This window comes from Kribbella sp. NBC_00889 (genome assembly GCF_045207705.1).
Classification (GTDB): domain Bacteria; phylum Actinomycetota; class Actinomycetes; order Propionibacteriales; family Kribbellaceae; genus Kribbella.
Window position 1 is genome coordinate 4,256,184 of sequence record NZ_CP108783.1, and the last position, 18,459, is coordinate 4,274,642.

Annotated in this window: 18 protein-coding genes; 9 read left to right on the top strand and 9 right to left on the bottom strand. The window is 69.4% G+C overall.

Translation table 11 applies throughout. The annotated features are described in order from the left end of the window. Position 1 precedes the first annotated feature (1 nt). The 7 genes from OG817_RS20620 to OG817_RS20650 are packed head-to-tail and all read left to right on the top strand — an operon-like array spanning position 2 to position 7,045. The gene (locus OG817_RS20620; RefSeq protein WP_406056928.1) at positions 2-1,048 is read left to right on the top strand and encodes a FecCD family ABC transporter permease; all 1,047 of its coding nucleotides are present in this window, start codon (positions 2-4) and stop codon (positions 1,046-1,048) included. Continuing rightward, positions 1,045-2,088, top strand: a complete 1,044-nt coding sequence (locus OG817_RS20625; protein ID WP_406056930.1) for a FecCD family ABC transporter permease — start codon at positions 1,045-1,047, stop codon at positions 2,086-2,088. The genes OG817_RS20620 and OG817_RS20625 overlap by 4 nt, the downstream gene beginning before the upstream one ends. Next, positions 2,085-2,906: an ABC transporter ATP-binding protein gene (locus OG817_RS20630; RefSeq protein WP_406056932.1), complete on the top strand. Its 822-nt coding sequence runs from the start codon at positions 2,085-2,087 to the stop codon at positions 2,904-2,906. The genes OG817_RS20625 and OG817_RS20630 overlap by 4 nt, the downstream gene beginning before the upstream one ends. Further along, positions 2,903-3,736, top strand: a complete 834-nt coding sequence (locus tag OG817_RS20635; protein ID WP_406056934.1) for a carbon-nitrogen hydrolase family protein — start codon at positions 2,903-2,905, stop codon at positions 3,734-3,736. The genes OG817_RS20630 and OG817_RS20635 overlap by 4 nt, the downstream gene beginning before the upstream one ends. After that, entirely contained in the window at positions 3,729-5,339 is a 1,611-nt protein-coding gene (locus OG817_RS20640; RefSeq protein ID WP_406056936.1) for an amidohydrolase, read from the top strand. The genes OG817_RS20635 and OG817_RS20640 overlap by 8 nt, the downstream gene beginning before the upstream one ends. Then, positions 5,339-6,301: an acetamidase/formamidase family protein gene (locus OG817_RS20645; protein WP_406056938.1), complete on the top strand. Its 963-nt coding sequence runs from the start codon at positions 5,339-5,341 to the stop codon at positions 6,299-6,301. Before OG817_RS20640 ends, OG817_RS20645 begins: the two co-directional genes overlap by 1 nt. A gap of 48 nt (positions 6,302-6,349) precedes the next feature. Next, positions 6,350-7,045, top strand: a complete 696-nt coding sequence (locus tag OG817_RS20650) for a GntR family transcriptional regulator (protein ID WP_396389370.1) — start codon at positions 6,350-6,352, stop codon at positions 7,043-7,045. A 12-nt stretch (positions 7,046-7,057) separates the two neighbouring features. Here OG817_RS20650 and OG817_RS20655 read toward each other — a convergent pair whose 3' ends face one another. Then, a complete protein-coding gene (locus OG817_RS20655) occupies positions 7,058-7,768 on the bottom strand; it encodes a TetR/AcrR family transcriptional regulator (protein ID WP_406056941.1) in 711 nt (236 codons plus the stop codon). A gap of 103 nt (positions 7,769-7,871) precedes the next feature. On the opposite strand from OG817_RS20655, the gene OG817_RS20660 reads away from it, so the two are divergent. After that, the gene (locus OG817_RS20660) at positions 7,872-9,434 is read left to right on the top strand and encodes a DHA2 family efflux MFS transporter permease subunit (protein ID WP_406056943.1); all 1,563 of its coding nucleotides are present in this window, start codon (positions 7,872-7,874) and stop codon (positions 9,432-9,434) included. Between the two features lie 133 nt (positions 9,435-9,567). Here the strand turns inward: OG817_RS20660 and OG817_RS20665 are convergent, their stop codons facing one another. Both OG817_RS20665 and OG817_RS20670 read right to left on the bottom strand, forming a co-directional pair. Beyond that, positions 9,568-9,924, bottom strand: a complete 357-nt coding sequence (locus OG817_RS20665) for an iron-sulfur cluster assembly accessory protein (RefSeq protein WP_131350966.1) — start codon at positions 9,922-9,924, stop codon at positions 9,568-9,570. Positions 9,925-10,082: 158 nt separating this feature from the next. Beyond that, entirely contained in the window at positions 10,083-11,177 is a 1,095-nt protein-coding gene (locus OG817_RS20670; protein WP_406056945.1) for a glycerate kinase, read from the bottom strand. A gap of 62 nt (positions 11,178-11,239) precedes the next feature. Here OG817_RS20670 and OG817_RS20675 point away from each other — a divergent pair, with 62 nt between their 5' ends. Then, positions 11,240-11,641 (top strand): VOC family protein, encoded by a 402-nt coding sequence (locus tag OG817_RS20675; protein ID WP_406056947.1) that lies wholly within the window; start codon positions 11,240-11,242, stop codon positions 11,639-11,641. 4 nt (positions 11,642-11,645) lie between these two features. On the opposite strand, the gene OG817_RS20680 is transcribed toward OG817_RS20675, so the two are convergent. The 6 genes from OG817_RS20680 to OG817_RS20705 form a co-directional block, all read right to left on the bottom strand. Next, entirely contained in the window at positions 11,646-12,476 is an 831-nt protein-coding gene (locus OG817_RS20680; protein ID WP_406056949.1) for an SRPBCC domain-containing protein, read from the bottom strand. After that, complete coding sequence (locus OG817_RS20685; RefSeq protein WP_406056951.1) at positions 12,473-13,327, bottom strand: FAD binding domain-containing protein; 855 nt, start codon at positions 13,325-13,327, stop codon at positions 12,473-12,475. Before OG817_RS20685 ends, OG817_RS20680 begins: the two co-directional genes overlap by 4 nt. After that, positions 13,324-15,708 (bottom strand): xanthine dehydrogenase family protein molybdopterin-binding subunit, encoded by a 2,385-nt coding sequence (locus OG817_RS20690; protein WP_406056953.1) that lies wholly within the window; start codon positions 15,706-15,708, stop codon positions 13,324-13,326. The genes OG817_RS20685 and OG817_RS20690 overlap by 4 nt, the downstream gene beginning before the upstream one ends. Further along, positions 15,705-16,175 carry a (2Fe-2S)-binding protein gene (locus OG817_RS20695; RefSeq protein WP_360440022.1) on the bottom strand — a complete coding sequence of 157 codons (471 nt, stop codon included), beginning with the start codon at positions 16,173-16,175 and terminating at the stop codon, positions 15,705-15,707. Before OG817_RS20695 ends, OG817_RS20690 begins: the two co-directional genes overlap by 4 nt. A 73-nt stretch (positions 16,176-16,248) precedes the next feature. Further along, positions 16,249-17,370, bottom strand: a complete 1,122-nt coding sequence (locus OG817_RS20700; protein WP_396389362.1) for an XdhC family protein — start codon at positions 17,368-17,370, stop codon at positions 16,249-16,251. Continuing rightward, positions 17,363-18,457, bottom strand: a complete 1,095-nt coding sequence (locus OG817_RS20705) for a vWA domain-containing protein (RefSeq protein WP_406056956.1) — start codon at positions 18,455-18,457, stop codon at positions 17,363-17,365. The genes OG817_RS20700 and OG817_RS20705 overlap by 8 nt, the downstream gene beginning before the upstream one ends. Between the last annotated feature and the right edge of the window lie 2 nt (positions 18,458-18,459).

Consider the following 18,459-nt stretch of genomic DNA (forward strand, 5'->3'; position numbering starts at 1 on the left):
GATGCAGACCACCACCACAACCCCGCCACGCGAAGCGGCCGATCGGATCCGGCCGCTCCGTGTCCCCCTCGCCGCCGGCGTACTCGTCCTGCTGATCGCCTGCGCACTCAGCCTGATGGTGGGCAGCAACGGCACAGCGTCCCCGGGCCAGGTCGTGCAGGCACTCACCGGTCACGCCGATCCGCAACTCACGGCCGCCGTGCAGAGCCTGCGGCTCCCACGAACCGTGCTGGCGTTGCTGATCGGCGCCGGCCTTGCGGTCGCCGGCGCGCTGATCCAGGGCGTCACCCGCAATCCGATCGTGGAGCCGTCGATCATCGGCGTGAATGCCGGCGCCGCACTCGCGGTAGCGCTGGTGACCTACACCCTCGGGGCCACCGCATTCCGCCTCGGCGCGATCAGCCTGATGCCGTTCGTCGCCTTCGCCGGGGCAGCGGCCGCGGCCGGGCTGGTGTTCGTGATCGTCGCCGGCGTCGACATGACACCGGGACGGGTGGCCCTCGCCGGCGTGACTGTGGCGCTCCTCGCGAACGCGCTGGTGATGAGTGTCGTCGTGCTCAACGACAACGCGGTGCAGTTCCTCCTGCGCTACCTGGTCGGCGGAGTCGACGGCGCGAGTTGGGCCGGCGTCCGGACCCTCTTGCCCTACGCCATCATCGGCCTCGGCTGCGCGTTCCTGCTGGCGAAGTCGGTGACCGTGCTCTCGCTCGGTGACGACATCGCCCGCGGTCTCGGCCTGCCGGTCGAGCGGGTCCGGCTGCAGGCATTGGCGCTCGTCGTCGTGCTGGCCGGTGCCGCCGTCGCGGTGGCCGGGCCGATCGCCATGGTCGGGCTGCTCGTTCCGCACATGGCGCGCTGGTCTGTCGGTACGTCGTACTTGCGGGTGTTCGGATTCAGCATCGTGTACGGCGGGGCGCTGCTGGTCACCGCGGATGTCGTCAGCCGAATCGTTGTCCCCAGCACCGAAGTCCCGGTCGGTGTACTGACAGCGGTGCTAGGCACGCCGTACTTCATCTATCTGGCCCGGCGCGGAAGGGGTGTCGTATGACGGTCCTGACCGAAGTGTTGCCGTCGGCAACGATCCTGCGGAGGGTCGGATACCGGCGCCGGCTGATCGTCGTCGGGCTGCTCGCCTTGGTGGTCGTCGCGTCGGTGATCAGCATCGGCATCGGCGCCGTACAGATCGACCTCAGCCGGATCCTCCGGGCGCTGACCGGGACCGGCACGATCGCCGATCACCGGATCGTGATCGGATTCCGGTTGCCGCGGATCCTGGTCGGCCTCTGCGTCGGCGCCGGCCTCGCGGTGTCCGGCGTCATCCTGCAGGCAGTCACCCGCAACCCACTGGCATCCCCCGCGGTGATCGGTGTGAACGGCGGAGCAGGACTCGCCGCACTGCTCGTACTGAGCTTCTCCAGCAGCGCCGCTGCCATCTGGCAGGTGCCGGCTGCCGCGTTCGCCGGTGCTGCCGTGGCCGGCGGTACGACGTACCTCCTGTCACGGCGAGACGGCATCGTCAACCCCGGACGGCTGGCGCTGATCGGCGTCGCGTTCGGCGGACTGTCGCTGGCGTTGATCCAGTTGATCATCGTCACCACCTCCTTCACCGGTGACGTGCAGGCCGCGCTGCGCTGGCTGACCGGCAGCCTCTGGGGCCGGACCTGGATCCACGTCGAACAGGTCGCTCCCTGGACCCTGGTGCTCATCCCACTGGCCTGGTTTCTGGCCGACCAACTCAACCTGCTCGGGCTCGGCGACGACGTACCCCGTGCCCTCGGCTCACGGCTGGAGGCACTCAAGCTCGGGCTGCTGGCCATCGCCGTCGCACTGGCCGGATCCGCGGTTGCGGTCGGCGGCACGATCGCCTTCGTCGGCCTGCTCGCACCCCACCTGTGCCGCCGCCTCGTCGGACCCGGCCACCGCCTCCTGATCCCGGCCTCGGCTTGCATCGGCGCGCTGCTCGTGGTGGTCGCCGACGCTCTCGGCCGCGCGATCCTGCCGCCGGCGGAGATCCCGGTCGGACTGTTCACCGCGGTGCTCGGAGCACCGTACTTCCTGCTCCAGCTCCGGAAGGGACTGCACGCATGACTGATCATCCGCCCGCTCGGCTCCGCACCGAGAACCTGCGGCTCAGCTACGGCCCGTTGGTGGTGATCCCCGACCTGAGCATCGAGATCGAGGAAGGCGCGGTCACCAGCCTGGTCGGCCGCAACGGCTGCGGCAAGAGCACCTTGCTGCGCTGCATCGGCCGCCTGCTCGACGCGCGGTCGGGCCGGGTACTGCTGGACGGCAAGGAGATCGCCTCGATCTCGTCCCGGGCCCTGGCACAACAGCTCGCGATCCTGCCTCAGGGCCCGACCGCGCCAGAGGGCATGACGGTGATGGATCTCGTCGAGCACGGCCGGTATCCCCATCGGCAGTTCCTCGGTATCAAGTCCGACGAAGACCGTCGCACGGTGGCGTGGGCACTCGAGCAGACCGGGATGTCCGACCTCGCGCACCGTCCGCTGGAACGACTCTCCGGTGGACAGCGACAGCGTGCCTGGATCGCGATGGCGCTCGCCCAGGACACCAGCATCATCCTGCTGGACGAGCCCACCACGTTCCTCGATGTCGCGTACCAGCTGGAGCTGATGGAACTGCTCCGGCGGCTGAACCGGGAGCACGGTACGACGATCCTGATGGTGCTGCACGACCTCAACCAGGCGGCGGCGTACTCGGATCGGATGGTCGCGGTCCGCGACGGCAGCGTCTACGCGAACGGCCGGCCGGACGAGGTACTGACCCGCACGATGGTGAGAGACGTGTTCGGTCTCGAGTCCGATGTGATCCCCGACCCGCGTACCGGCAGTCCACTGTGCATTCCGTACGCCATCGCGCCGAAGCCGGCGGTGGTGGCGTCATGAGGGTGAGTGTCGTCCAGCTCGGTTCCGGCTCGGACCGGGGCGCCAATCTGGACGCGATCGAGAAGGCGCTGCGGACCGCGGCCGAGAACGGCAGCTCACTGGCGGTGTTGCCCGAGGCAAGCATCTACCGCGGCCCGTTCGACCCCCGGTACGTCGAAGCCGAGGACGGGCCGGCGATCGGGCGACTGGCCGGTCTCGCCCGTGACCTCGACCTCCGCTTGGTCCTCGGCGGGGTCTGGACCGCGTCGGACGACGCCCAGCGCGCCTACAACAGTTGCCTCGTGTTCGACCGTGACGGCCGGATCGTGGCGCGGTACCGGAAGGTCCATCTGTTCCGGCTGGACCGGCCGGGCGAACCAGCCGACGACGAGGCCGCGTTCACCGTCGCCGGTGACGACACCGTGGTCGTCGGGGCCGACGACGTCACGCTGGGGCTCAGCATCTGCTACGACCTGCGGTTCCCCGCGTTGTATCGAGGCCTGGCGAAGGCCGGTGCGACGGTGTTGACGGTGCCCGCGAACTTCTCGGCGTACACCGGCCCGGCGCACTGGGAGGCCTTGCTCCGGGCGCGTGCGATCGAGAACCTCTGTTACGTGCTGGCGCCCGCCCAGATCGGGGCCGATGTCACCGGGTTCACGGCGTACGGGCACAGCCTGGTGATCGACCCGTGGGGCAAGGTGATCGCTCATGCGGACGACTCCCCTGCCGTACTCGGCGTCGACCTCGACCCGACCGTGATCCGGGCCCGGCGCGACGAGCTCAGATCACTCGAGCACGACCGACCGGACGTCTACGCCCAGCCGCCGAGGATCGAGGATCTCCATGGTTGACACGTTGTTGCACCAGGCAAGAATTCCGGCCGGGCCGTGGGCACCGGACGGCACCGCGGAACCGGTGTGGATCGCAGTCGACGGTGGCCGGATCACGGCGATCGGCCGGCCCGGCGAGCCCGCGCCGGCCGCGACCCAGGTCATCGAGTTGGACGGTGCGACGCTGCTCCCCGGCTTCGTCGACAGCCACACTCACCTGGGCTGGAGTGCGGAGGATCGCTGGACCGTGAACTGGTCGGACACGACCAGCCACGACGACGCACTGGAGAGCCTGCGGACCGTGGCTTCGCGGATCACCGCCGGCGACTGGGTGACAGGTGGCGACTGGCTCCCGGCGACACTGCCTGACCGTGATCTCCCAACACTCGACGAACTCGACCACGCCACCGACGGTCGACCCCTGTTCCTCCGGAGCCTCGACCACAGCACGGCCTTGCTGAACAGCCTCGCGCTCGAGAGGTCGCGGATCAGTTCGGACACCCCCGATCCCGCCGGCGGCCGGATCGAGAGGTACGACGACGGCCGCCCGACCGGTGTACTCCGGGGTACCGCCGTGTGGAGCCGTCTGGCGGCGGGCGTCGTGCCACCACCGAATCGAGCGAGACGGCTGGCCGAGTTGCGCGATCTGCTCGCCGACCTGTCCAAGCGCGGCATCACCGAGGTGCACGACATCGCGACATACCCGGTGGAGGATCGCCGGACAGCGATCCACCTCGAACGCTCCTTCACCGACGTCGGCCTGATCGACTCGCTGGCCGGCGAACTGTCAGTGCGCTACAGCTTCAGGCCGTCGATCTGGCGGGTCGACGACTTCACCGCCGTCGAACCGAACTCGCCGCTGATCTCGTTCGGCGGGTTCAAGATGTCGCTCGACAACGGCTGGTACTCACAGCCCGGCGGACCGCGGATCGACTCGTTCCGGTACCCCGGTACCGATGAGGCCGGTCGGCTCGGGAAGCGTGCGGATGCCCTCGGCGCCGCGCTGTCGATCCACGCGATGGGCGACCTCGGCGTCACCGAGGCGCTCGACATCCTGGCCGGACTACCGTCCCGCGCCGGTACGTCGTTGCCACCGCACCGGGTGATCCACGCTCGCCGGATCCAGCCTCAGGATCTCGCCCGCTTCGCCGCGCTGGGCGTAGCGATCGAGGCACAGCCCTGGGAGATCGTTGCCCAAGGCCCAATCCTGACCGCCCGCGGCGACGAGGAGTTCGGTCGCGGGATCAGTCCGTACCGCAGTCTGCTGAACGCCGGCGCCGTCGTGACCTTCGGCTCCGACCGGCGGCTCGGGCTGCGGGTGGACCAGCGCGATACCGATCCACTCGTCGCCGTTCAGCTCGCGGTGACCCGGACCGGCGCCGATGGCCGGACCTTCCAGCCGGAGCAGTGCATCACACTCACGGAGGCGATCGCCTGTGCCACCACAGCCGGAGCCGTAGCCGCCGGTGCGGCCGCGCGCCGGGGCCGGGTCGCCGTCGGGAACGACGCCGACCTAGTGGCCCTGGGCAACGACCCGTGGACGCTGCCTGCCGACCGGATCGCCGAGGCGCGGCCGGTACTGACGATGAGCGCCGGACGGATTGTCTTCGGCGGTGGTGCGTGATGACCGTCGTTCGGGTCCCCCGGACCGCGCACGCGTTCGTCTTCGATGCCGCGACGACCCCGGCCGTCCGGGTGAGTCCGGGGACGTCGCTCGTGGTCGAGACCTACGACTGCTTCTCCAACAAGGTCTCCTCCGCCGAGCAGGTGTTCGGCCGCGAGCAGGATCTGATGGACCTGATCGGGCACTACAACCCGGTGACCGGGCCGATCTTCGTCGACGGCGCCGAGCCCGGCGACCGGCTCGCCGTACGGATCGATCGGATCGAGCTCGGCACGCTGGCGCCGTACGCCGCGACGCTTGTCACAGGCGACTCCAAGGGTGTGTGCGGCGGGCACTGGAGTCCACTCGAGAACGGATTGCCGGACACGCGGATCTGCCGGATCGATGGAGACACGGTGGTCTTCCCGACCGGGGTCGGCGACCTGCTGCTGCCAGTCCGCCCGATGGTCGGCTCGATCGCGACCGCGCCCGCCGCTGGATCGGCGAGTTCGCTGGAGTTCGGCCCGGGCCATGGCGGCAATGTCGACTGTCCCAGCGTCACGGTGGGATCGACCGTACTGCTGCCCGTGAACGTCCCCGGAGCACTCCTGTCCCTCGGTGACGTGCATGCCTCGATGGGTGACGCCGAGGTCACCGGCACGGCCCTCGAGACCAACGCCGATGTGCACATCACCGTCGACGTTCTCACAGGCGAGGACGAGCCGGTCACGCCTCGGCTCGACACCGCCGCGACGATCGGATCGATCGGGTGTGAGTTCGGTGCGCCGCTGGAGACGAACCTGCGGCACGCCTTCACGGACCTGATCGAACGGCTGCACACCAGTCACCGGTTGACCAGGGTCGAGGCGTACGAACTGCTCGGCGCCGCTGCACGGGTCCAGGTGAACCAGTGCGTCGCCGGCGGCTGGACAGCTGCGCACGTGAGCATCGCGCGATCCGTCCTGCCGGCGGGCTGGCGGTGACAGATATGCTGCATACCGAGCGTCATCCACTGTGAGGGGCGGACCGAGATGCCGTTGCCAGGCGGCGACAAGATGCCGATGCGGGTCAACGCCCAGGACATCGCGTACGAGCGACTGAAGGACTGGATCGTCAACGGGCCGCTCGAGCCAGGCGAGAACATCCGCGACCTGGAGGTCGCCTCGATGCTCGGGGTCAGCCGGACTCCTGTTCGCGAGGCGCTGATCCGGTTGTCCCAGGAAGGCCTCGTGGACATCGCGCGGGGCCGCAGCACGCGGGTCGCCGATCTGCAGTTCGGCCGCGCCGTACACCTGTACGAGCTCGGCGGCGTACTGGATGCGTACGCCGCCGAGACCGCAGCCGGGAGCCTCGACGACGACGCGCTCGGCCGGATGCGAGCTATGCTCGACGAGATGGCCGGCGCCGACGTCGGCCGGGTGCAGCAACTCGACGAAGAGTTCCACGACGTGTACTACCTCGCCGCCGGCAACCCGGTGCTGATGAGCTTCCTTGAACTGGTCAAGGTCGAGCTGCGGAGGATCGAGCGGGCCGCGTTCCGCGACGAACAGATCCGCAAGGAAGCCTTCGAGGAGCACACCCGGATACTGGCCGCCCTCGAGGCACGGGATCCGGCCGGCGCCCGCGACGCCGCACTGAAGAACTGGCGCAACTCCTGGGCCCGGATCAAGGCCTGGATTGAACCGCAGACCGGCACGGTCCACCCCGACCACGACCGCATCGCCTGAGCTGTCCTCAGATCAAGCCTTTTCGGCTAGGGCGGCCAGGCCTGCTGTGATGACGGTTATGCCGAACTCGAAGCGTTCGTCGCCGGTGGCGCCGGAGGTGAGGGCGCCGGCTAGGGCGAGGGTGAAGGGGAAGCGGTCAGCCGGGAGGGATTCGAAGTACGTGCGCAGGCCGCCGACGAAACTTTCGATGTCTTCGGGTGTCCAGGCCCAGGCGCCCTGGACGGACTCTTCGAAGGCGATCGCGGTGACGTAGAGCGGGATCAGGTCGACCGCCCAGGCGGCTGCCTGGTCGGGAAGATTCCCGGCCTTGAGGATGGCCAGGAACCGTTCGGTGCTGAGCAGGGCCTGCTCCCCCAGCGGCACCTGGCCGATCGCCGCCCGGGCGACGCCCGGGTTCGCGCGCATAACGCGGAGCATCTCGCGCATCGCGTCCTTCAACTGCTCCTGCCAGCGCTCAGGATCCGCTGTCTCCGGGAGCCGCATGTCCGAGGCCGCGCGGTCGACGAGGAGTTGGTCGAGTTCCTTCTTGTTCGCGACGTGGGCGTAGAGCGACGCCGGACCGGTGCCGAGGACCTGGGCGACCTTGCGCATCGAGACGGCGTCGTACCCCTTATCGACCAGTAGGCGCATGGCCGCGTCGACGATCCGGTCCCGGGTGAGCGGTTCCTTCGGGGTGCGGGTGGGCTTCGCGGGGCTGATCGGCTGCCAGGGCGACTGGGTCATGGGACCACTGTAGCGAACACCGTACTTGACAGGAACAGTGTTCGTGAGTAGAACAGTGTTCGTTAACGAACACCGTTCGCGCCACGTCCTCCAGGAGCCACCGATGAGCACCTCGACCACCACCCCACCGGAGCCACCGGCCACCCAGACCGTCGCCTCCACGTCCACCGCCACCGCCACCGGCACCGGCGAGACCAACGCCACCCAAGCCACCACCAAGACCGCACCTGGCGCCACCGGTCCGACAACCACCTCCAACGGGACGAGCGGTACGCCGTACAAGTGGCGCTGGATCGTGCTCGCGACCGTGCTGATCGCGGAGATCATGGATCTTGTCGACGCGACGATTGTCAACATTGCTGCGCCGTCGATCCGGGCCGAGCTCGGTGGGTCCGAGTCCGCGATGCAGTGGATGCTGGCCGGCTACACGCTCGCCTTCGCGATCGGGCTGATCAGCTTCGGCCGGCTCGGCGATCTGGTCGGGCGTAGGCGGCTGTTCCTGATCGGAGCTGTCGGCTTCACCGTCGCGTCCGCGGTCTGCGGGTTCGCCACCTCACCGGAACTGCTGATCGGCAGCCGGGTCGCCCAGGGACTGCTCGGCGCGGTGATGATCCCGCAGGGGTTCGCGATCCTGAAGGCGGTCTTCCCGGCGGAAGAGATCGGCAAGGCGTTCGCGATGTTCGGTCCGGTGATGGGATTGTCTGCAGTCGCCGGCCCGATCCTCGCCGGCGTGCTGATCGACGCGAACTGGTTCGACGCCGGCTGGCGGATGATCTTCTTCATCAACGTCCCGATCGGCATCGCCGCCCTGGTCGGCGCGCTCCGGTTCATGCCCGAGGTGAAGACGCCCGGCGCGTCCCGGCTCGACACCGCAGGCGTCGTACTGGTCAGCGTGGCGTCCGGGCTGCTGATCTACCCGCTGGTCCAGGGCCGCGAGCTCGGCTGGCCGGCCTGGTCGATCGCGATGATGGTCGCGTCCATCGGGGTGTTCGCACTGTTCGGCTGGCGTGAGCGCCGCTCCGGCAACCCGATCATCGACCCGTCGCTGTTCCGCAGCCGCGGATACGTCGCCGGCCTCGCCGTCATCACCACGTTCTTCCTCGCGATGTCCGGGTTCACGCTGGTCTTCAACCTCTTCACCCAGCTCGGTCTGCACTACAGCCCGCTCAAGGCCGGCCTTGCGATGGTGCCGTTCTCGCTCGGCATCGCGATCGGCGCACCGCTGTCCGGCGGCCTGCTCGCACCGAAGTTCGGGCGCAAGGCGCTGCAGCTCGGGGTCGCGGTGATGACTGTGGCGATGGGCGGCGTGTGGCTCACCCTGCACACGTACGGCGACGCCACCACGATCTGGAACCTGGTCCCGGCAACCCTCGCGACCGGTATCGGTGCCGGATTGGTGTTCGCCCCGCTGTTCGACATCATCCTGGCGTCGATCGACGACCAGGCGGCGGGTTCCGCGTCCGGCGTACTGACCGCGATGCAGCAGTTCGGCGGTGCGATCGGGGTCGCGGTGATCGGCACGATCTTCTTCCAGCTGCTACCGGCGCATGCGTTCCTCGTCGCCACCAAGACCGCGGTACTGGTCGCGATCGGGATGTTCCTGGTCAGCCTCGCCGTCACCTGGCTGCTACCGAAGCGCGCCCGCGAAGGCACACCCGCGCACTGAGGGACCCCACGACCCGCGGGTCAGGCGGCGTGTCGCCGGGGCGGGTCGGCACCGAGCTCACCATCGGCGCCGGGGCTGGTCCGGACACGACAAAGCCCCCGGCACCAACAGGCGCCGGGGGCTTCGAGGAGGCTCAGTTGAACGAGTCGCCGCAGGCGCAGGAGCCGGTGGCGTTCGGGTTGTCGATCGTAAAGCCCTGCTTCTCGATCGTGTCGACGAAGTCGATCGAGGCGCCCTTCAGGTACGGCGCGCTCATCCGGTCCGTGACCACGCTCACGCCGCCGAAGTCGGCCACCACGTCACCGTCGAGCTGACGCTCGTCGAAGAACAGCTGGTACCGCAGCCCGGAGCAGCCACCCGGCTGCACGGCGACCCGCAGCGCGAGGTCGTCGCGGCCTTCCTGCTCGAGCAGCGCCTTCACCTTGGCGGCGGCCCCGTCGGTGAGGAGAACACCCGTGGCGACGGTCTGCTCGGTCTGCGCTTCAGTCATTCCTGACTCCAGTCATCTCGTGAGCGCCCGGCTGCTGTGTGGGCAAGCAGCCGCGCGCGGAAAGTCCGCTGTCATTTCGGACCAACAAGCGCCGATCCGGAACCATTCCCATGGTCGCACACCAATTTCCAGGATCAACAACCCCGGTCGCAGGGTGATCAGCGGGCCCAGGTCCGGGCGACACGCTCCGCAACCGCCGCAAGGGAGCCGTGCGGGTCGGCGAAGGCGCGCTCCTCCCCCACCGCGTCGACCAGCGAGTACGCCGACTCGACACCCATCGTGCGCATCTCGCGGGAGCCGATCTGGACCTTGCCGGCCAGGACCACGCACGGGCGCATGGCATCGTTCGCGACCTTCGCGACGCCGGCGATCACCTTGCCGTCGCGGGACTGGAAGTCGAACGCGCCCTCACCGCTCAGCACCAGGTCGACCCTCGACGCCTTCTCCTTCAGGCCTGTGAGGTCGGCGACCAGGTCGATGCCGGAGATGCGCTCGGCACCGAGGAGTAACAGCGCGTAGCCGAGACCACCGGCGGCGCCGGCGCCCTTCTGGTCGGCGGTCTTCCGGCCGGCCAGCTCGGCGAACCTGGTCAGCCAGCCGTCGACCGCCGGCTTGCGTTCGTCGGTGATGCCCTTCTGGGTGCCGAAGATGTTGGTCGCGCCGCGCAGGCCGAGCATCGGGTTCTCCACGTCACTCGCCGCGACGAACTCGATCCCGGCCATCCGCTCCCGGGCCGGCTCCAGGTCGACGGCGGTCAGCTCCGCGAGCCCGGTGGCACCGGCGTCCAGGCGGCCTCCGGTCGCGGTTGCACCGAGGGCTGCCAGCAGTCCGGCGCCCGCGTCGTTCGTCCCGGAACCACCGAGTCCGAGGATGATCCGCTTCGCACCGGCCTCCACCGCGGCCGCGATCAGCTGACCCACGCCGTACGTCGTCGCGTCCTCGGGCCGGCGTTGCTTCGGCTCCACCAGGTGCAGGCCGCACGCCTGCGCAGTCTCGACGTACGCCGTTTCGCCCGCGAGCAGCACGGTCGCCGGGGTGTCGTCGCCCAGCGGGCCACGGACGGTGACGGACAGGAGCGTCCCGTCGACGACGGCGGACAGCACGTCGATGAACCCGGGACCGCCGTCGGCCATCGGCGCGACCAGCACCTCGGCCTGCGGATCCCGCCGCCGCCACCCTTCCTCGATCGCCGCGGCCGCCTCGACGGCCGTCAGCGTGCCCGCGAACTTGTCCGGCGCAATCAGCACTCGCATGCCGACATCCTCTCCCACGGGCTGCGTTGACGTGCGGGGGTGCCGTCAGTTGGATCGTCAACATGAAGACAATCCTCTTCGCGTTGCGCGTGAATGACCTCGAACGTTCGCTCGCCTTCTACCGGACCGTTGGCTACACCGAGCTCACTACGGTCCCGTTCGAGGACGGGTCCAGCCTGGTCTGGCTGAAACTGCCCGACGAGCCGGGGGTGTCGCTCGAGCTGGTGCACCGCCCGGCCGACGGGCCGGTTGTCCTGGGCGGGTTCGCACACTTCGCGATCGAGGTCGAGTCGCTCAGCGCAACCGTCGACCGGCTGACCGCTGCTGGTCTCGAGCCTGGCGCTGTCGAGTTGCCAGGAGGTCAGGACGGTCCGAAGACGTCGTGGGTGACAGACCCAGACGGCTACCGCATCGAACTGGTCGAGTGGCCACCCGGCGGCCCACCCACCCCCGAGCAGCCGTGACCAGTCAGCGGCGGAACAGGCGCCGGAGGACGAGAGCCACGACTGCCCCGATGAGATAGGGCCGGACGCGGCGGGCCAACACCGGCAGCATTGTCGCCGCCAGGTTGAGCGCTGGCGGCTCAGAAGCCGCGCCGGAAGCGGACGATGTGCCGAGGTCCGAGGTAGGTGCTGATGGGTCAGCGGGCTGACCCATGCCGGCGGGCTGATCCGCACCGGCGGCCCGCGCTGGGCCTGCGGGCCGGGTGGGATCCGCGGGTTGGGCTGGACCCGCGGGTTCGGCTGGGCCGGCGGGCTGGGCGTGGGCAGTGGGTTCGGTGGAGGGAGCGGACGCCGCCGGACTCGCGGAGGTGGTGGAAGAGGCGGACGCCGCCGGAGTCGCGGGGGTGGTGGGGGTTTGGAGGGTTGTGGTCAGGCAGGTGGTGAATTGGTCCAGGAGGCGGTCGGAGACTTCTTGGATGAGGCCTCGGCCGAATTGGGCGGGGCGGCCGGTGATGGTCAGGTCGGTGTCCACGGTGACCTGGGTCGACGTGGCGTCGGCCGCGGTGAGGCGGGCGACTACCCGGACGCTGGCCGTGCCGTTGCCCCGGCGGTCCTTGCCCTTGGCCTCGATCACGGCGTGATGGTCGGACTCGTCGCGCTCGACGAACGTGCCGTTGCCGGAGTACAGGAGCGACACCGGCCCCAGCTTCACCCTGCAGGAGCCGGTGAACTCGTCACCCTCGGCCGACGTCAGGGTGGCGCCGGGAAAACACGGCACCACCCTTCCGAGGTCGTTGAACGCGACCCACGCCTCGTCGACTGGAGCCGGTACGACGAACTTGTGCTCGAGCTTCATCCGGTCCCCGCCGCCGCGAGCACCGCACGCCGCGTCAGCACCGACGCGAGATGCCGCCGATAGTCGGCATCACCATTGAGGTCGGAGACCGGAGACGTCCCGTCGGCCGCCCGGGCCGCGGCCTCGCGCACGGCCTCCGGGGTCGCGGGCCGGCCGACCAGCGCGGCCTCGACCGCGCTCGCCCGGATCGGGGTCGAGCCCATGTTGGTGAGCCCGACCCGCGCCTCCGCGATCGAGTCCCCGTCCAGCCGAACCGCGGCCGCCACGGCCACGATCGACCATTGCTGCGCGACCCGGTTGAACTTCTCGTAGTGCGCGCCCCAGCCGGTGTACTTCGGCACCCGCACCTCGACCAGCAGTTCGTCCTCGGCGAGCGTCGTACTGAACACGCCCTGGAAGAAGTCGGCAGCGGCCTCGGTACGTCGGCCGTCCGGGCCGGCGATCACGAACGACGCGTCGAGGGCGACCGCGACAGCGGGCAGGTCACCGGCCGGGTCGGCATGCGCCAGCGAACCGCCCAACGTACCGCGGTGCCGCACCTGCGGATCGGCGATCGTTGCCGTCGCCAACGACACCAGCCGGGCGTGCTCTCCGACCAGCGGATCGGCCTGCACCGTGCTGTGCGGGGTCATCGCACCGATGACCAGCGCGTCGCCGTCGTCGCGGACGCCCTGCAGTTCGGCGATCCGCCCGATGTCGACAATCGTCTCGGGCGCCGCGAGGCGTAGCCGCAGGACCGGCGTCAGGCTCTGGCCACCGGCCAGCACCTTCGCGTCGGGCTGCTCGCGCAGCAGCGCGACCGCTTCGTCGACCGTCGACGGCGTGAAGTACTCGAAAGCTGCCGGGATCATGACCGCGCCCCTTCCTGCAAGGCCTTCCAGACCCGGTACGGCGTACAGGGCATCGGCACGTCCGACACGCCGAGGTGACGGACGGCGTCGACAATCGCATTGACGACAGCAGGCGTCGAGGCGATCGTGCCTGCCTCGCCGACACCCTTCACGCCGAGCTGGTTCGTCGTCGAAGGAGTCTCGGTCCGGGCGGTGGTGAACGACGGCAGGTCGGCCGACGACGGGACCAGGTACTCGACGAGGGACCCGCTCACCAGCGTGCCGCTCTCGTCGTGCACGGCCTCCTCGAAGAGCGCCTGCGCGATGCCCTGCGCCAGACCGCCGTGGACCTGACCCTCGACGATCATCGGATTGACGACAACCCCGACATCGTCGACGCTCACGTACGACCGGATCGTGGTGGCACCGGTCTCGGTGTCGACCTCGACCGCACACAGATGCGTGCCGTGCGGGAAGGAGAAGTCCTCCGGATCCAGCGTCGCGTCGGCATCCAGGCAACCTTCCGCGGAGCCGTCGAGCTTGTGCCCCTGGAAGACCGCGAACGCGAGCTCGGCCATCGTCATCCCCGACTCGGTCCCGCGGACGCCGTACCGGCCGCCCGCGAACTCGAGGTCGTCGACATTTGCCTCCAGCAACTGCGCCGCGATCGGCTTGGCCTTCTCGATCACCCGGTCGGCCGCGGCGAGCACCGCCATCCCACCGACCGCCAGCGACCGCGAGCCGTAGGTGTCCAGGCCGCGCGGCGCGACCTGCGTGTCACCATGCAGTACTTCGATGTCCTCGAAGCCGACGCCGAGCCGGTCGGCCACGATCTGGCTCCACGCGGTCTCGTGTCCCTGCCCGTGCGGACTCGTCCCCGTGATGACCTCGACCTTGCCGGTCGGCAGCATCCGGATCGACGCATGCTCCCAGCCTCCACCGACGTACCCCATCGAGCCGAGCCACCGCGACGGCGCCAGCCCGCACATCTCTGTGTACGTCGAGACGCCGATGCCGAGCTGGACCGGGTCAGCGGACTCGCGCCGTTTGAGCTGTTCGGCGCGCAACTCGTCGTACCGGAAGAGCTCGCGGGCCTTCGCGGTCGCGGCCTCGTAGTTGCCGGAGTCGTACTTCAGCCCGGACACCGTCGCGAACGGGAACTCCTCGTGCTTGATCCAGTTCCGCTCCCGGATCGCCAGCGGGTCGGCCCCGACCTTCGCGGCCAACTCGTCCATCAGCCGCTCGACCGCGAACGTCGCCTCCGGCCGGCCCGCGCCGCGATAGGCGTCGGTCCAGGTCTTGTTCGTGAAGACGTTCGTGCACTTCAGGTGGTACGACGGGAACTTGTAGATGCCGTTGTACATGAAGGCGCCGAGCAACGGGATCGCCGACGTGACCAGGCCGAGGTAGGCACCCATGTCGGCCAGCAGTTCGACCTTGAGACCGGTCACGTCGCCGTCGTTGGTCGCGGCCAGCGTCAGCTTCTGCCACTGGTCCCGGCCGTGGTGGGCGGCCATCAGCGACTCGGACCGGGATTCGGTGTATTTACAGGGCTTCCCGGTCCGCCGGGCCGCGATGACGGTGAGCACTTCCTCGGGGGTGAACTGGAGCTTGCCGCCGAACCCGCCGCCGACGTCCGGCGCGATCACCCGGATCTTGCTCTCCGGGATGCCGAGCACGAGCGCGATGAAGATCTTGACGAAGTGCGGTACCTGGGTCGACGACCACACCGTCATTTGTTCGGGCGTCGGATCGACGACGATCGACCGCGGTTCTATGAACGCCGGGATCAGCCGCTGCTGGCGGATCTCCTTCTCGATCACGATTCCGCCGTCGCGGGCGGCCGCGATCGCGGCCTCGACATCGCCACCGGTGCCGGCCGAGGCCGAGTCGAACGACCACACCGCCGACACGTTGGTGCCCAGGTCCGGGTGCGCGAGCGACGCGTCGGTCGCGGCCTGGCGCAGGTCGAGGACGGGCGGCAGTTCCTCGTAGTCGACGTCGATCAGGTCGGCGGCGTCGTTCGCCTCGGCCGCGTTCCGGGCCACGACCATGGCAACGATCTCGCCGGCGAACGCGACGTGGTCGACCGCCATCGACGGGTGCACCGGTGCCTTCTGCTCCGGGACGATCGCCCAGGCGTTCGGCAACGCACCCTGCTCGTCGGCGATGTCGGCCCCGGTCAGTACGGCGACCACCCCGGTGGCGGCCCGGGCGGCCTCGGTGTCGATCGCGGTGATCCGCGCATGCGCGAACGGGCTGCGCACCATTGCCAGGTGCAACATGCCCGGAAGCACGATGTTGTCGGTCCAGCGCGTCCGGCCGGTGACGAGGCGGGCGTCCTCCTTGCGCCGGCGCGGGCTCCCGACCTCTGCGGCCGGGCGTGCCTCGGTGGTGGTCATTGCGCACCTCCCGCAGCGGCGGCGGCGCGGACGGCCTTGACGATGTTCTGGTAGCCGGTGCACCGGCAGAGGTTGCCTTCGAGCCCGAGCCGGACGTCGTCCTCGGACGGGTCCGGATTGTCGGCCAGCAGATCGATGGACTGCATGATCATTCCTGGCGTGCAGTAGCCGCACTGCAACGCGTGGTTCTCGTGGAAGGCCTGCTGCATCGGATGCAACTGCCCATTGGCCGCGAGACCCTCGATCGTCGTCACCTCGTGCCCGTCGGCCTGGACCGCGAACACCGAGCAGGACTTCACACTCCGGCCGTCCAGGTGAACCGTGCAGGCTCCGCAGTTGCCGGTGTCACAGCCGACCACGGTCCCTGTCTTCCCCAGTTGCTCGCGCAGATAATGCACGAGCAACGTGCGCGGCTCCACTTCGTCCGTGAAGCTGCTTCCGTCGACCTTCACCGTGATCCGGGTCATCGCCCCGCCTCCAGAAGTGAGCCAAGTCGTCCGTCCGATCCTGCTCTCCTGTGATGTCCACCACAAGAGATGTTCAATGGTGAATCGGTCCTGCCACCGTCGACAGCCGGTCGCCGGCACCGCCCCACCGCAGGGCGATGATCTCGGCTGCGATGCTGACCGCGGTCTCCTCCGGCGTCCGCCCGCCGAGGTCGAGACCGATCGGGCTCGCCAGCCTGGCCAGTTCCTCCTCGGTCAGTCCCGCCTCGAGCAGCCGCTTCACGCGGTCGTCGTGAGTCCGCCGCGAACCCATCGCCCCGATGTAGGCCAGCGGCGGCAACCGCAACGCCACCTCCAGCAGCGGTACGTCGAACTTCGGGTCGTGGGTCAGCACACAGATGACGGTCCGTCCGTCGATCCGCCCGGCCTCGGCCTCGGCCTTCAGGTAGCGATGCGGCCAGTCGACAATCACCTCGTCGGCCGACGGGAATCTCGACGCCGTCGCGAACACCGCCCGCGCATCGCACACCGTCACCCGATATCCCAGGAACGATCCGAGCTTCGCCACCGCCGCGGCGAAGTCGATCGCACCGAACACCAACAGTCGCGGCACCGGCGCGTGTGACGACACGAACACCCGCATCCCCTCGCCGCGCCGCTGCCCGTCCGGCCCGTACTCCAACGTCTCCGTCCGCCCGCTCGCCAACAGCCCGCGCGCGTCGTCGGCCACCGCGTCGTCGGCCCGCGACGACCCGAGCGTCCCCGCGATCGGCTGACCGACCGGGCGCACCACCATCCGGCGACCGACCCTTGCCGGATCGGGATGCGCGATCACGGTCGCCACCGCCACCGGCCGCCCGGCCTCGACGTCGGCCGCCACCTCCCCCAACTCGGGGTACGACGAGCGATCGACCCGCTCGACGAAGATGTCGATGATCCCGCCACACGTGAGCCCGACGGCGAACGCCGACTCGTCGCTCACGCCGTACCGCTGCAGCATCGACTCGCCGGACTCGAGGATCTCCTCGCCCAACTGGTACACCGCGCCCTCGACACACCCTCCTGACACGCTGCCGACCGCCTCGCCCTCAGGCCCGACCAGCATCGCCGCACCCGGCGACCGCGGAGCCGACGAGAACGTCGCGACAACAGTGCCCACGGCAACCGACTCGCCCGCGCGCCACCACTCCATTAATCGCTCGAGCACATCACGCATCGGCAACCACCTCCAGGAGATCGGCAAAACTGGCCAGGCTGTGCCCCGCGACGAGTTCGTCCAGATACGGGAGCACCGCAACGATCCCGGTCTGCACCGGCAGGTATCCGGGCTTGCCGCGATGCGGATTCAGCCAGACCACCCGATGCGCCAGCGCAGCCAGCCGCTGCACCTGTGCACCGAGCAACGTGGTGTCGCCGCGTTCCCAACCGTCGCTGCACACCACCACGATCGACCGTCGCGCCATCCCTCGCTGGCCCCACCGGTCGAGAAACACCTTGAGCACTTCACCGAGCCGAGTGCCACCCGACCAGTCCGGTACGACGCTCCCCGCCGACCGCAGCGCGGACTCCGCATCGCCTCGACGCAACGCCGGAGTCACCCGGGTCAACCGAGTCCCGATCGTGAATACCTCCACCGACCGCGGAGCTCGCTGGACCATCGTGTGCGCGAGCCGCAACAGGCTGTCGGCGTACGGGCGCATCGAACCGGAGACATCGACCAGTACGACGACCCGGCGCGGTCGGGTGCCGCGGCGGCGGTAGTGGACGCGGGCGGGCTCGCCGACCTGCCGCAGCTGGGCCCGGAGCGTCCGCCGTGGATCGATGTCGCCGCGATGCGATGGACGTCGCCGGACAGTACGACGTACCGGGATCCTGGGACGCAGCGACCCGAACAGTCGGTTCAGGTGGGCCCGATCACTCGCGGACAGTTCGGCGACGTCGCGGTGCCGGAGGACTTCCGTCGTACTCGCGGAGGCGTTCGACGACTGGTCGCCGTCCTGGCTTCCCGCACTGTCGTCCACCTCGAGGGCAGCCTGCACCGAGGACTGCGCCGTCGTACGCCGGGCCGCGCCGTTCGACCGTTCTCCGGAGAACCAGGCGGCGAACACCTCGTCGTACCGGGCAGTGTCGTCGGGACCCGTGCACAGGGCGGCGCGGCCGGCCCAGTAGACATCCGCGGTGACGCCCGCGTCGAGCGTGGCGACCGCTTCGAGGAAGAGCTGCACCCGATCGGAAGTGACCGCCAGTCCCGCGTGCCGGAGCGCCGACGCGAAGCCGGCCAACGCGAGATCTGGTGCGGTCATCT